At 55.3% G+C, this 14027-nt stretch carries 14 protein-coding genes and 2 tRNA genes; 4 read left to right on the plus strand and 12 right to left on the minus strand.

The window, feature by feature from the left end:
- Positions 1-132: 132 nt before the first annotated feature.
- The 5 genes from IQ254_RS10850 to IQ254_RS10870 all read right to left on the minus strand — a co-directional run bounded on the left by IQ254_RS10850 (position 133) and on the right by IQ254_RS10870 (position 4315).
- Positions 133-208 (minus strand) — tRNA-Asp (locus tag IQ254_RS10850).
- Positions 209-404: 196 nt separating this feature from the next.
- Positions 405-791: an alr0857 family protein gene (locus IQ254_RS10855; protein WP_193966178.1), complete on the minus strand. Its 387-nt coding sequence runs from the start codon at positions 789-791 to the stop codon at positions 405-407.
- A gap of 25 nt (positions 792-816) precedes the next feature.
- Positions 817-1344 (minus strand): HNH endonuclease, encoded by a 528-nt coding sequence (locus tag IQ254_RS10860; RefSeq protein WP_193966179.1) that lies wholly within the window; start codon positions 1342-1344, stop codon positions 817-819.
- Between the two features lie 499 nt (positions 1345-1843).
- Entirely contained in the window at positions 1844-3376 is a 1533-nt protein-coding gene (locus IQ254_RS10865) for an AAA family ATPase (protein WP_193966180.1), read from the minus strand.
- 84 nt (positions 3377-3460) lie between these two features.
- Entirely contained in the window at positions 3461-4315 is an 855-nt protein-coding gene (locus IQ254_RS10870) for a DUF1361 domain-containing protein (protein WP_193966181.1), read from the minus strand.
- Positions 4316-4528: 213 nt separating this feature from the next.
- Here IQ254_RS10870 and IQ254_RS10875 point away from each other — a divergent pair, with 213 nt between their 5' ends.
- Positions 4529-6022 (plus strand): S10 family peptidase, encoded by a 1494-nt coding sequence (locus tag IQ254_RS10875; protein WP_193966182.1) that lies wholly within the window; start codon positions 4529-4531, stop codon positions 6020-6022.
- A gap of 333 nt (positions 6023-6355) precedes the next feature.
- A complete protein-coding gene (locus IQ254_RS10880; protein ID WP_193966183.1) occupies positions 6356-6766 on the plus strand; it encodes a tellurite resistance TerB family protein in 411 nt (136 codons plus the stop codon).
- A gap of 95 nt (positions 6767-6861) precedes the next feature.
- On the opposite strand, the gene IQ254_RS32065 is transcribed toward IQ254_RS10880, so the two are convergent.
- The 6 genes from IQ254_RS32065 to hemB form a co-directional block, all read right to left on the minus strand.
- Positions 6862-6987, minus strand: coding sequence for a hypothetical protein (locus IQ254_RS32065; RefSeq protein WP_255526995.1), 126 nt, complete (start codon positions 6985-6987; stop codon positions 6862-6864).
- Positions 6988-7216: 229 nt separating this feature from the next.
- Positions 7217-7771 carry a DUF421 domain-containing protein gene (locus IQ254_RS10885; RefSeq protein ID WP_193966184.1) on the minus strand — a complete coding sequence of 185 codons (555 nt, stop codon included), beginning with the start codon at positions 7769-7771 and terminating at the stop codon, positions 7217-7219.
- A 182-nt stretch (positions 7772-7953) separates the two neighbouring features.
- A complete protein-coding gene (locus IQ254_RS10890) occupies positions 7954-9087 on the minus strand; it encodes a tRNA (guanine-N1)-methyltransferase (RefSeq protein ID WP_313887422.1) in 1134 nt (377 codons plus the stop codon).
- A complete protein-coding gene (locus IQ254_RS10895) occupies positions 9084-9383 on the minus strand; it encodes a DUF2103 domain-containing protein (RefSeq protein ID WP_193966185.1) in 300 nt (99 codons plus the stop codon). Before IQ254_RS10895 ends, IQ254_RS10890 begins: the two co-directional genes overlap by 4 nt.
- A 38-nt stretch (positions 9384-9421) precedes the next feature.
- Positions 9422-9739 carry an ATP-dependent Clp protease adapter ClpS gene (gene clpS, locus IQ254_RS10900; protein WP_193966186.1) on the minus strand — a complete coding sequence of 106 codons (318 nt, stop codon included), beginning with the start codon at positions 9737-9739 and terminating at the stop codon, positions 9422-9424.
- Between the two features lie 263 nt (positions 9740-10002).
- Positions 10003-10983, minus strand: a complete 981-nt coding sequence (gene hemB, locus IQ254_RS10905) for a porphobilinogen synthase (protein WP_193966187.1) — start codon at positions 10981-10983, stop codon at positions 10003-10005.
- Positions 10984-11236: 253 nt separating this feature from the next.
- On the opposite strand from hemB, the gene IQ254_RS10910 reads away from it, so the two are divergent.
- Both IQ254_RS10910 and fba read left to right on the plus strand, forming a co-directional pair.
- Positions 11237-11308 (plus strand) — tRNA-Lys (locus IQ254_RS10910).
- Positions 11309-11549: 241 nt separating this feature from the next.
- Positions 11550-12629: a class II fructose-bisphosphate aldolase gene (gene fba / locus IQ254_RS10915; RefSeq protein ID WP_193966188.1), complete on the plus strand. Its 1080-nt coding sequence runs from the start codon at positions 11550-11552 to the stop codon at positions 12627-12629.
- Positions 12630-12975: 346 nt separating this feature from the next.
- Here fba and IQ254_RS10920 read toward each other — a convergent pair whose 3' ends face one another.
- A complete protein-coding gene (locus IQ254_RS10920) occupies positions 12976-14013 on the minus strand; it encodes a glycosyltransferase family 2 protein (protein ID WP_193966189.1) in 1038 nt (345 codons plus the stop codon).
- Positions 14014-14027: the final 14 nt, after the last annotated feature.

A 14027-nucleotide genomic window follows, 5' to 3' on the forward strand; every position in this document is an offset into this window, starting at 1 on the left:
ATCCCTGCTTCGTCAGGTGCACTGCAAATTCGGCATTCCGGCTGTCCCTTACGTATGTCACCACACCTGGGGGACTATCCTCCAGCGAGTCAACGTTTGCTGGTGCTCTACCTCATGAGCTACACCGCTATACGGGGATGATGGGATTTGAACCCACGATCGCTCGTTCGACAAACGAGTGCTTTTAGCCTGACTAAGCTACATCCCCAAAGGTGGCAGTATTTAGTTTTCAAGGTTCAGATGGAAAGGTTTCAAGCCTTGAGGAAGGCTTTGCCTGCCCTGATGCTACAAATGTAGTATGTATACTACAGACTGTCAAGTGTGGATTGCAACTTTTGGTAGAAAGGTCTGGGTAGCGCTCTCGCAGAAAACTGGGATGCCTTACCCAGACCAGGCTTTTCGGGCTATGCCCAAGCAGAAACAGGACTTTCACTCAGTTGCCACAACTTGTAGATGAGGGCTTCGGTGCGATCGCTCAGGGCGGTTACAAACATCCCCTCATGGGCGTCGGGGCTGGAGGCAATCCAGCTACCACTGAGTTTGATTTCGACAAACCAATCGTCCACGGGAAAGACCTGTGTATTACGAACACCCTCGTCTCGTAGCACGCTTTCGAGCTGCCGTAACTCAGCGATCTGGGTAGGCAGCAAAAAGCTCGCCTGGCCAGGTTCTACATGCAAGTTTTGGGCCAACCGCATCGCCAAAACAACGTGCTGGGCGATGAGCATTTCAGGGGAGGCCATGACCCACTCCATATAGAGTCCGAGGTCGGTGTAGTTCAGCTTCAACATTGGTCGGGTCTCCTATGCTAGTGGGTTAGTCGGGGGGATGCTCGCTCCAAAACTGGTCGGCAAAGGCCATAACCGGGTGCATGGGCGCTTTGGGTTTGGTTTTGAGCACCAGGTGGGTGTCTGGTAACAGGCGATCGCCCTTAGTGGTGTTGCAGCGCTCGCAGGCCGCGACCACGTTGTCCCAGGTGTGGGTGCCCCCTTTTGAATGGGGAATCACGTGGTCAATTGTCAGTCGCCTGGGGCTGCCGCAGTACTGGCAGCGGTACTGGTCACGGCGAAACACTTCCCGGCGGCTCACCGGGGGCACCTTCCAGTGCCGTTCGCGATCGCCACTGGTCAGCCGGATGTGCTCTGAGACTTGTAGTACAAGATTGGGAGAGCGCACCTGCCACTGCTGAGCGCCGTGCAGTGCGATCGCTTCGGCCTGGCCGGTGACTAAAAGGGCGATCGCCCGCCTGATATTGATACGCATCAAAGGCAGATAGTTTTTTGAAAACACAACCACTTGATGCTGAAGCACGAGAGGCTGTGGCGTTTGCTGCTGAATAGACATGGCTGTAATCCAAAAAAATACCCCCCGCTTTTGGCTCTCAAAAGCGGGGGGCAGAGCAGTAATTATGCTTTTCCCTATAAAAGAGATAGGTTGCTCCTACCCCTTCCGCTTTTGGCTAAATGGTCTCGACCGAGCCATTCGGTGGCTATGCCGTTGATACCTGTATAGGCGGGTTTAGCGGCCGGGCTATTGGGCCGCTCACCGATAAACAACACCGACTGTTCGCCAAAACACGGGCGAATTCGGTGCAGTAAGCGGATGTTTTCTCTGGATAAGCGGCAGTTCATGGGAATATCAGGTTTGAGCGCAGGCTGGGTTTGAATAATGTAGATGGATTCATTATGTTACATCTGTAGTGCGATGTCCACACTCAGATGTAGCTAGATGTTCTAGGTAATACAGGGCACCCGCCGGGTATTACGCAACTTTCCACGATTTTTCCGAAAATTTTCCTTCTTTAAAGTGAACAGCCCTAGCCAGAAAAAGTGGTATCGGGCTCCTACCGAGCAGTCACAAAGCGCTCGCGGGCCATCGCTCGCAGCTGTTGAATATCTTCTCGGCGGGTAACCGACAGGGGCACCGTACGCTTAATCTCTTCTAGCAGCAGGGTGGTATTGGCGGAGCGGTTCTCGTAAAGGGCGCGGTAGTGGGCGGTGATCACCGCCTGCTCGATCTCAGCGCCGCTAAAGCCCTCGCTGGCGATGACGAGTTCGTCGAGGTCAAAGGCGTCGATGCCCTGCTGGCGGCGACTGAGGTGAATATTTAGAATATCGTGGCGCTCATCGGCCTCGGGTAGATCGACAAAGAAAATCTCGTCAAAGCGGCCCTTGCGCAGCAGCTCCGGCGGAATGGCTGATAGGTCATTGGCGGTGGCGACCACAAAAATTTCCTGGGATTTCTCCTGGAGCCAGGTGAGAAAATAGCCAAACAGGCGGCGGCTGAGGCCACCATCGCCCTCGCCGCTGGTTTGACCCATACTTTTCTCAATTTCATCCATCCAGAGAATGCAGGGGGACATGGTTTCGGCCATGGTTACCGCGCGGCGAAAATTCTTATCAGATTCGCCGATGTACTTGTCGTAGAGGCGGCCTGCGTCGAGCTTGAGCAGGGGTAAATTCCACTGGCGGGCAATGGTTTTGGCCGCCAACGACTTGCCGCAGCCCTGAATGCCGACGATCAAAATACCCTTGGGGGCAGGCAGATTGTACCGGCGTGCCTGGGGAGTAAAGCCCACCTTGGCATAGCCTAGCCAGCGCTTCAGCCCCTCAAAACCACCTAGCTCGGCCAAGTTGGTCTCGGAAGGAAAATAGTCGAGCAGCCCCTCTTCGTGAATGACGCGGGCTTTGCGCTCCAGCACCCGATTGACATCGTCGGTATTGAGTTTGCCATCGTGGAGAGCGGCGTAGGCGACCACCTTGCGGGTTTGGCTCAGGGTCATACCCTGGAGAGCTTTGACCAGGGTGTGAATATCTTCGGGACTGAGCTCGACTTTGACCCGGCCCTTGAGCGATCGCACCACGTCGGCCACGGCCCCGTAAAGCTCTTCGGGCTGAGGCAGCTTGATGTCAAAATACACCACATCATGGGCAATTTCGGGCGGCAGGCTATGGCCAGTGCCGCTGATCACCAGCGATGAGCGATTGCGAGAAAACTGGTCGGCCACCTCCCGAAACTGTCGCGCCACCACCGGGTCTTTGAGGTGGGGAGCAAAGTCTTTGAGCCAGTAGATCGCCTTAAAACTCAGGTCCTGAATGTGGCGCAGCATGTCCAGAGGTTCGGTGGTCTGGGGCAGCGCCTGGCCGCGCTTGGCGCTGGGGGGGCTGTACTCGTTTTGCCAGCGATGGTCGGGACTGTCAGGCGATCGCATCAACCCCTGGGCAATGCTCCACTCAAACACCGTCATCTGCATATCGGCACAGGCTGCGCTAATTAACCCCTGCACCCGCTCTTCTTCCACCGTGTCGATCACCACCACTGGATGAAACGACGTTATCAGGGTTTGAAAGTGCTGCACGCTGGGGTTGAGAGCCATCGTAAAAATACCGGAGAAGTGCGCTAGGGCTAATATGCCCGGTTCTTACTTCGTTTCCCCCACTCGCCCATCCGGAGGCCCCGCTTAATCGAGCGCGTCTAGCCCCTGGCGAGCGTATCGAATGCGCAGCTTGAGTCCCAGGGTGACCTGTTTCATCAGCCAGTACAAACTGGCCAAACCCACAAAGGTGACCGCAATGACTGCGATCGGTCGCTTAGAGGTGAGGACGTCTAGGGTATCGACGAGAACGCTGGTGGGGTCTACCACCAGATCCCAACTGTTGAACCGCAGAAAGCGACCCAGATAGATGCCCACGGCACACAGGGCATGGATCAACAGCTCAATCGGCAAAATCAGCGCTCGCGCCCCATGCTGTTTGAGATAGATCGCCAGGTTGAGAATAGAGATGACGTAGGCCTCAAACCCCAGCAAAATTGCGATCGTATGGATGGGAATAAACACCAACGCCACCACCCAGGTGCGGATCAGGCCAGAGCTGGTGCCATGAATCAGGTGAATGATGTCGGTTAGGACATAGGGGGCATTGGGCAAAAAAGCCAGAAATACCACCAGCCCAGCCCACCACAGCCAGCCCCGAGGGGTACTCTGCTTTTGAAACACCAGCCAGCTCATGGCCGCCGCCACCCCGATCAGTCCGATCAACCACAGCAGGCGCAGCTGGGTGGCAAGGCCACCGTCGCCCAGGATGTTGAACCAACCCTGCATTACCCGGGGCATTCTCGGCCATAGTCCGATCACGCCAATGACGCCTACCCCTGACCAGGCGGCTAAAAACCATTTTTGCGGTATGACGCGACTGCGAAACAGACCAAAACTCAACAGCAGAGGTACAAAGGCTAGGAATAGATTCCACCAAATCCAGCCGTCATAGACGTTATCGAAGGCGCTGACAATACCATTGGGCAGAAGCGATCGCATCGGGGGTTAACCTCAAAGAGGGCTTACCCTAATCTAGATCCTGACAGCCAGATCGTCTTCATAGTCGGTCAAGGGCAGACCTTTTTCGCCCCCTGCCCCGCAGAGATATACAAGTCTCGGCGCTGATTTGAACCCTACGTGGAAGCAATGCCTGGCCCGGCACCATAGGGAGTAAGATGCAAAAGACCTCAGCCCCCGTCCAGCAGCATCTCCATGGTAGATACCCCCCAGCGCCAGGGCAACACCACCGAGCATTTGCTCGGCAGCCAACCCTACAAGGCCTCGGCCCAATGGCAAACTCTCTACGAAAAAGATCAGCCCGTAGCCGAGCTGTTCCACGTGGCCTACACCATCGCCGACCAAGACCCGGCCCAGCGCCCGATTACCTTCGTGTTTAACGGTGGGCCAGGGGCGGCCTCGGCCTATCTACATATGGGTGCCCTCGGGCCGCGCCGAGTGGTGTTTAACCCCAATGGTAGCCTGCCTCGCCCGCCGGTGCAGGTAGTCGACAACGCCGAGAGCTGGCTCAGCTTTACCGATCTCGTTTTTATCGACCCAGTGGGCACCGGCTTTAGTCGTACCCTGCCCAAGAACGGTGAAAAATCTGCTCAGTCAGACCATAAACCGGGCCACAAGCCCGACGACAAGGCCGACGATAAAGCTGACGACAAGGCCAAAAAATTCTGGACGGTCGATCGCGACCTCAACGCCCTGGGCGAATTTATTCAGGGCTATCTGTCGGCCCACCACCGCTGGCTGTCGCCGGTATTCATTGCCGGGGAGAGCTACGGTGGCTTTCGGGTGGCCAAACTCTGTCGCAAGCTTCAGCAAGACTACGGCGTGGGCCTGTGCGGCGCTATTCTAATTTCTCCGGTGATGGAGTTCATGCTGCTGGAGGGCACCGATTACAACCTCAGCGGCTGGGCTACGGTAATCCCATCGATGGCGGCAACAGCGGTGCTGCACGGGCGGGTAACGACCGCCGACACCCCCACCGCCCACGGGGTCAAAGCCGCTGAATTTGCCCGCAAAACCTTGATCCCGCTGCTGGCCCTGGGCGGCACCGCCCCCGCCGAGGAGCAGCAGCATGTCTTCGATCAACTGGCCCAGCTGATTGGCCTCTCCCCCGCATTGGTGCAGCGCCATCGGGGCCGCATCGACATTGTCACCTTCGCTCGAGAGCTACTGCGCCACCAGCAGCGCATTTTAGGCCTCTACGATGCCTCCGTAACGGCGATCGACCCTTTCCCCGATCGCCTGGTGAATGAGGGCACCGACCCCACCCTAGAGGGCATCGATCGCCTGTTTACGGGTGCCATTAACAGCCACCTGCGATCGACCCTGGGGGTTGATACGACCCTGACCTACAACCTACTCAGTTTTGAGGTGTTCAAAGCCTGGGAGTTTTTGCCGGAGAGTGAGTACCGTCAGGGGTTTATCGGCTCGGTCGATGACCTGCGGGTGGGCATGGCCCTCAACCCCTACCTCCAGGTCTATATTACCCACGGCATCTACGACCTAGTAACCCCCTATTTCTCGTCTAACCATCTGGTCGATTTAATGAACCTCAACCCCGATTTGCAGACCAACCTGACCCTGCGACATTTCGAGGGAGGGCATATGTTTTACACCTGGGACGAGTCGCGACGGCAATGGCTTAGCGATATGCGGCAATTCTATCGGCAGGCGGCGGGGCGCAGCCTGTAGCTGGGGGCTTGGGTACGGGCGATCGCCGTCGAACCCAAGGGCAAAAAAAACCGACAAGCCCAAATGCATGGAGTTGCCGGTTGGTTGTGTGTTCCCTGTAGATGACTCGGCTAAAGTTGAGTCAACCTTAGTATCACGGGAAAGTTCCTAGAGACCTAGCGAATTTGTCACTACAGCTTGTGAGTTTGATCACAAATTTAAGCATTTTGACCGATGGCAATTCTTCTAAAGCCGTACTCGCTGTAAAGACTCTTCAACCCCAATTGTTCCCTGGGGACTTTAGCGCAAAAATAAAGGCACCAAGACGACGCCCCTGTATATCGAGACAAACCTATGACCGAGTTATCCATGGGGTCTGCCGAAGCCCTGGCCAGCATCGCCATGGTGGCGATCGCCGCTGACGGCTATTTAGCCGAGCAAGAGGGGCAAGACATGACCATGCTGCTGTCGCGGATGGTCATGTTTAACAGCTACTCCGCCGAGGCTATGCAGCACATGTTTGATCTGGTACTCGAGCGCCTTAAACAGCAGGGCCCAGGGGTGTTGGTTAACGAGGCCAAGGGGGCTTTATCCCAAGATATGCGCGAGACAGCCTTTGCCATTGCCACTGACCTGGTGCTGTCTGACCGCACGGTTACCCCCCAGGAACAGGCCTTTCTTGAAGATCTCTATCGTATTCTCGATATTCCCAGCGACCTGGCCCAGAGGATTGTACAGGTCATGACCATCAAGAACCGGGGCTAAGGCTGACCAAGGTCTGACCCGCGCAAATTCTACCCCCAAGCATGCCAGGGCAAAGGTGCTCAGTTGAGCACCTTTGCCCCGTGAAACGATGGGCCTTAGGGTTGTCTTTTATGGTCGGCATCGGGTGGCGATACAGGAAATAGCCAGGTCATGAAGCTAACACCAGCCACTAAAGCCAGAGCAACGATCGCCGCCCCCGTCAAGAAGGGTAAAAACACCATCGGAAACACCTCTAGGCCAACTGGTGAGTACTTTAGGAAAACCCTATGGCTAACCTGTGACTGAGCTGTGTCAATCTGACATCGCCTCCAGGAGCTGGTTAAGCGCCGTGACGTACTGGGTATCTTGCTCGGTCCGAGGCGATCGGGTTGCATCCACAGATCGCGCTGGGCAGCTTCAGTTGACTCAGTCACCCCATCGAGGGTAATGCCTCGGTGGTTAATGTCAGCTTTAGGTAGATTGCAGTAGCCGCTCGATTCGCGCCAGACGCTCCAGCAGCTCAGCCTCGACGGGGGTTGGTAAATCGACGGCGCGCTCTACGGTGATGCTGCCGCTGGTTTCTAAAATGGCGGCTTTAATTTCGGCCAAGTCTTCAAATCCCTGACGTCGCAGCACTGTTTTTAACTCTCCGGCACTGATGAGTTCCTGGTGCAAATTTTCGGGAATCATCTGGCCATCGAGCAGAAGCAGTCTCGGCTTGCCCTCGATGAGCTGCTGTACTTTGGGATGGCGATAGGTTAGCCGCACCACTAGATAGTTGGTCATCAACAGCGTCGCGGCACCAATAAAGCCCCCGGTAACGGAGTTGTCGTTGCCGATAATGGCGTTTTGTACGGCGTTTGAGAGCATGAGCAGCACCACCAAATCAAAGCCGGTGAGTTGCCCCAGTTCTCGTTTACCGCCTAAGCGCAGGGCAATCAACAAAAAGCCATAGACCAAAATTGGGCGGACGATTTTTTCTAGGATGGAGATATCGGGTATCCACAGATCACTGACCACATTCATGGAAGCACCTAAGCCGTTTCAACTACCTTAAAGTGGCTGCTTCCATCCGGAAATGGCATCGTCACGACGATGCTAAAAAGCTTGTAGTGTTTTGTCAGAAGACCCTGGTTTTGTGCAGCCGTCCCCAAGGAGGATAATCTATCTAAGGATGAAATGTTTACCAGCGGTCATATGGGCTAGGGCTAAATTACCTTGGCGATCGCAACGCAATCTCCAAAGGTCGCATCCGTTTTCACCCCCTGCCAATCCATCGACGGAACCGCCGCCCGGTAGCCCTGGCCTTGCAGCGCTGTAATCAGCTGGTCTCGGTTGGGGATATCCATCTGTCCCCGTCGGCCAATTTCGCCGAGGGGATAGTAGTAGGGCGGCAGGTCAATTTCCTGGGCCATCATCCCTAGCAGCTTGGCCTGGGAGCACCAGTTCCAGCTAATCGCCAGGATTTGCATGGCGGTCAGCATGGCCTCGTCATGGAGCGGCCCGAGCCACAGCGGCCCGCTGAGCACGGGGGCATCTGACGGTTCCCCCAACCCGTGACGGCAACTCACCCGGCCCAGGTGTCGCCAGTCCACCGTTTGAAACTGGCCGCAGTGGTGACAATAGGCGATAAATCCATAGGTGGCATCCGTCAGCGTTGGTTTGGGCACTAGTCGTACCATCACCCGGTGCACTTGGCCCGTAGACAGAGCAAAGACGGGCTCAATGCCCAGGCCCCGGGCGGCAGCGATCTGGGCCGCGTGGCCAATCAGCAGGCGCAATCCCTGCTCGTGGGCAGCGGGGTGCGATCGCGCCCAGGCCCCATAGGTTCTCAAACTCCGCTCGGGGTCGTGGCCGCTGGTGGCACGGCCATCGGTGCTGGTCAAATACAGTAGCCCCCCCAGGCGGGTGGCCCACAGCCCATTCGCCGTATAAGGTGATGGCCCGCCAAAATTGTCGATATCCACCAGGTCGTAAAAGTCGCGCTGCTGATAACAGGTAAAAAACACCTGATTGGCATCCTGGTGAGTGATGCGGTAGATGTGGGCGGGCAATGTCGCTAGATTTTGCCCCAGCACAGCGGACAAATCAGGATTGCCTTCGTTGGCCCAGACAAACTCTGCCTCGGCCTCTAGGCCGTAACGTAGGGGCCGCACACCGCAGCCGGTCATGGCGTCGAGCACTCGCAACCTGCCGTGGCGCTGGCGATAGACGGCGGCGGCTAGCACCGCCAGGTCGCGGGCGATCGCACTTTGGGGCCGATAAAACGCGTCCCCCACGGCAAAGGTCGCTTTGCCTTCATGCCGCTGCGATGGCACTGACAATGCCCCGGTAGGGGTCACCGGGTGGCCTCAATGGCCTGGGCGATCGCCCCTTCCAGGGTGGGCTTGTCGAATTCGGTGAGCACAAAGACCTCCTGCACGGTCTTCCCTTTGCGGGCAATTAGCTTAAACCCACCGCGAATCGGCACCGATACTTTAACCCGCAACTCGGGGGAATGGGCTCTGACGTTGGCAATTACCCCGGGGGTCACCGTGCCAATACCGGGCTGTTCTAAGAGGCGTTCGAGAATGGGAATCAGCCCGGGCAAATGGGTAGAGTGGTTCCAGACAAGGCGACCGTCCGAGGCTTGTGTCATGGGGTGGCTTAAGAAAGTTTTAAGGAATTAATACTAGATTATGCTTTTTCGAGGGGGGCCATCGTCAAGCCAGCGCGAGTAAGTTGTGTGTGATAGAGCTCTGCCTGCTCCAGAGGGCCCACCCAGACAACCGCCTGCCCCTCATGGTGAATCTGGTTGGTTAGCTCCCAAGCTTGATCGCTGCCCATCCCTGGAATATACTTCAGCAGGCACTCAGTCACATGCTGGAAGGTATTGAAATCGTCATTGAGAACGATGATTTTATAGTTGGGATAGGTCTGACGAGTAGTTTGACGAGTTTTTTCGGGAGCGATGGCAGGCGCAGAAGAAGTGGCCTGGGGCAACACCGAAGTCATAGAGCTGAATCCTAAAAGTGCCATACCGGAGGTAATATCTAAACCAACTGCCTCAAATAGGCTCTGAAGTGAGGTTCTTTCGCCTAGTGTACCGAATACCGCTAGCCTTCCCAAGGCTAAAATGACTGAATTCGGAAATTGCTGATTCCCAGGCCATTAATCAGGGCTTGAATTACCGGCTAGCACCGCTACATTCAGGGTGTTGGCCTGCAGCACCCAATCCCCTACGCCCAACCAGGCCCGACTTAAAGGGCGATCGCCCTTTAGCCAAGCCAGCGAGCTACATCCTTAGCGTGGTAGGTCAAAATCATATCGGCCCCCGAGCGCTTAAAGCTGGTCATCGTTTCCATCACCAGCTTTTGCTCATCAACCCAGCCGTTGAGGGCTGCCGCCTTCACCATCGAGTATTCGCCCGACACGTTATAGGCAGCCACGGGTAGGTTGGTGGCCTGCTTCACCCGCCAGATGATGTCCATATAGGCCAGGGCGGGCTTCACCATCAGCATGTCGGCCCCTTCGGCGATATCCAGCTCGATTTCCTTGAGCGCTTCGGTGCCGTTGGCGGGGTCCATCTGGTAGGTGCGGCGATCGCCAAACTGAGGCGCACTCTCCGCTGCATCGCGAAACGGCCCGTAATAGGCCGAGGCATACTTCGCCGCGTAGGAAAGAATCGGCAAATCTTCAAACCCACTTTCGTCTAGCCCAGCGCGAATGGCCTGGACAAACCCATCCATCATCCCCGAGGGCGCAATGATGTCAGCCCCCACGTTGGCCTGGGCTACAGCAGTTTTCTTCAGCAGTTCCAGAGTGGGGTCGTTGAGCACCCGTCCGCTCAGATCGCCAGTCTCTAGATAGCCGCAATGACCATGGCTGGTGTACTCACACAGGCAGGTATCCACAATCACCAGCAGGTCGGGCACCGCTTCCTTAACCGCCGTGGTAGCTCGCTGCACAATACCGCAGTCGTGCCAAGCTCCGGTGGCGTCGGTGTCTTTGTCGGCGGGGATACCAAATAGAATAATGGCGGGAATACCCAGGTCGTAGACTTCCCTCGCCTCTTCCACAATTTTGTCAACCGAAAGCTGGTACACCCCCGGCATCGACGACACTTCCTTAGCAAACCCATCCCCCGGTACCGCAAATAGGGGATAGATCAGATCGGCCTGGGTAATCAGGGTCTCTTGCACCATGCGGCGAAGTTGCGGGTGCTGGCGCAGACGGCGAGGACGATGAGTGGGAAACATAGCCTGGGGCGTAATAGGAGGTCTCTAAGCATGGAGCTTCATTAAACTAAAGCTTTATTTAGGTACGAAAACAACCGCTTGGTTACGTTCCGTAATCTACAGCAAGGATAAAGATCGATCGCCTGTCTGACCCCCCACTATAAGTAATCCAATTTTGTAATCCAATTTTTGGGGCCGATAAAATCTTCCGTGGGGTGTGCTATTGTTATAAGCCGTGTCTGGTTATTGCCAGTGCACAACTTCCCCATGGTGGGGGTCGCTAGCTCAGCGGTAGAGCACTCGGCTTTTAACCGATTGGTCCTGGGTTCGAATCCCAGGCGACCCATACTTTAAGGTTCCACGGCTCTGCAGGTAGCAAAACTCACGGTCTGTGTCCCTCAGTGGTCTATGATGGGGCCAAGTGCTGGGTAAACACATCTCGGCTGGGTGGGGAGTTCTTTTAAGCTTGGCTTTAGCTTGTCAAAACATTTCGTTATAGATCATCGATCTGTCCTAAGATTGATGAGTAAGGCTACCTACTTCAACATCTGAAGGCCTAACGGCGAGAATACACTAGGAGGAATTTTATGGCGCTTGTCTCACTGAGGCTACTGCTGGATCATGCGGCTGAGAACGGCTACGGCATTCCGGCCTACAACGTAAACAACCTGGAGCAAATTCTAGCCATCATGAAGGCTGCGGATGAAACCGACAGCCCCGTGATTCTGCAAGCATCTCGCGGTGCACGCTCCTACGCTGGCGAAAACTTCCTGCGCCACCTGGTGCTTGCTGCGGTTGAAACCTACCCCCACATTCCCGTGGTCATGCACCAAGACCATGGCAACTCTCCTGCCACCTGCTACTCGGCCCTGCGCAACGGCTTCACCAGCGTCATGATGGATGGCTCCCTTGAAGCCGATGCCAAAACCCCCGCTAGCTTTGAATACAATGCGGCGGTTACTGGCGAAGTGGTGAAAGTAGCCCACTCCATTGGCTGTAGCGTTGAAGGCGAGCTGGGCTGCCTCGGCTCCCTCGAAACTGGCGCTGGCGAAGCAGAAGATGGCCACGGCTTTGAGGGCACCCTCAGCCATGACCAGCTGCTTACCGACCCCGATGAAGCGGTGCAGTTTGTGGAAGCCACCCAGGTAGACGCTCTGGCCGTTGCTATCGGCACCAGCCACGGCGCCTACAAGTTCACCCGCAAGCCCACTGGCGAAATTCTAGCCATTAGCCGCATCGAAGAGATTCACCGTCGCCTGCCCAACACCCACCTGGTCATGCACGGATCTTCTTCCGTGCCCCAGAAGTGGCTAGATATGATCAACGAGTACGGCGGCAACATTCCCGAGACCTACGGCGTACCCGTTGAAGAGATTCAGAAGGGTATCAAGAGCGGTGTGCGCAAGGTCAACATCGACACCGACAACCGTCTGGCCATCACTGCGGCCATCCGTGAAGCAGCAGCTAAGGATCCGTCTAACTTCGATCCTCGCCACTTCATGAAGCCCTCGATGAAGTACATGACCGAGGTGTGCAGCGATCGCTACACCGCCTTCGGCACCGCCGGCAACGCCAGCAAGATCAAGCAAGAGCCTGTAGAGGTCTACGCCGTCAAGTACGCCAAGGGTGAGCTTAATGCTAAAGTCGCCAAGACTGCTGCAGTCTAGTACCCAAGCCGATCAAGTTTTCTAGATAGCTTGATTTGGTTTGATTATAGATAGGGCTTTCTCGCTGAGGAGGCCCTGTTTTTTGTTTTCTCCTTCCTTTTGGGATGGACAGAGGTGGGTTGGGCATAGCAGTATTGATCTGGGGTCAGCGGGCGATTACTTGCTGACGCTCGACCCCATCGACGGCACACAGTTTTATTACGACCTGGCATGGTGATTGCCAGCTCACGGGCCGTACATCAAGACTTAATAACAGCAGTCCTGGCTGCTAAGGTTGCCTCAACCTAGCATTCCTGTTGGAGAGTCAAGCGTTCAACCCCCTGACTACAGGAAGATAGACCATAACTTAAGCAGTACGGCGACCCGTGGTTGCTTCTCCTCGATCAAAAATTCGCTTCAATCTTAGTCCTACAATTTGAGGCAATCTCTGGGCTATACGGACGAAGAAGTAGGGATTCTGCACTAGAGCCGAAACGATAGCTACAGGGTCAATCGGCTTTTGTTTCAGCGGCTCAACAACAGAATAATAGGCAAGACTTTGTTGATAAGCGCTTAAGTTACCAGCCAATGCCCTCCGCAACGGAGGATTAGCCTTGATCTCATCTTTGTCAATCCAAACTTTAATCGCTTGGCAGGCCTGAGTGAGCCGCTCTAATTGGCTCTTAGTAAACAGCGAACCGGCCCGAGCCCGGTAATAGTAATAAGGTGTAGGCTGAAAGACAAACTTGGCACCTCGAATTAAGCACTCCAGGTATAAGAAAAAATCCTGACCCAGGCGAACCTCTGGCTTATAAAATATCGAATGCTCAATTAAAAACCCTCGATTGATTAACGGCTTTGAGAGACCAAAATGTAGTCCCTGACGACCGTGAATGTCGTTTTTAAGGTATGCCAAATCTGTCACCACCTGCGGAGCCAAAACCTCCTGCCCACTTTCTTTTACCAGAGTCGTCCAAGGGGTTAGGCTGCCGTCTTCAATAAACCAGATATCGTCGGCTACCATATCAGCTTCAGATTGCTGGGCCACGCACAGCATTTTCTCTAGCCGATTGGGCGCATACCAATCATCAGAATCCAAAACCGCAACCCACTGACCCTTAGCCTCTTGAAACGCCCAGTTACGAGCAGCGGCAGCTCCCTGATTCTCAGCAAATTCGAACAAGCGCACTCTGCGGTCGGTAAAGCCTTTAACGATAGCAACCGTATTATCTATCGAGGCATCATCGACAACAATGACTTCAATATTTGCAATCGTCTGCTGTAGCGCCGACTCAATTGCCTGCCCAATATACTGAGCTGTATTGTAAGCCGGCATAATGACCGAGACTAGTGGAACCGTCTCATCAACTGTGTAGGGGTGACTATAGGCAAGTGAAGATGTCATAGCAGGCGTTCTCA

Origin of the sequence: Nodosilinea sp. LEGE 07088 (assembly GCF_015207395.1) — a bacterium.
In the GTDB taxonomy this organism is placed as follows: domain Bacteria; phylum Cyanobacteriota; class Cyanobacteriia; order Phormidesmidales; family Phormidesmidaceae; genus Nodosilinea.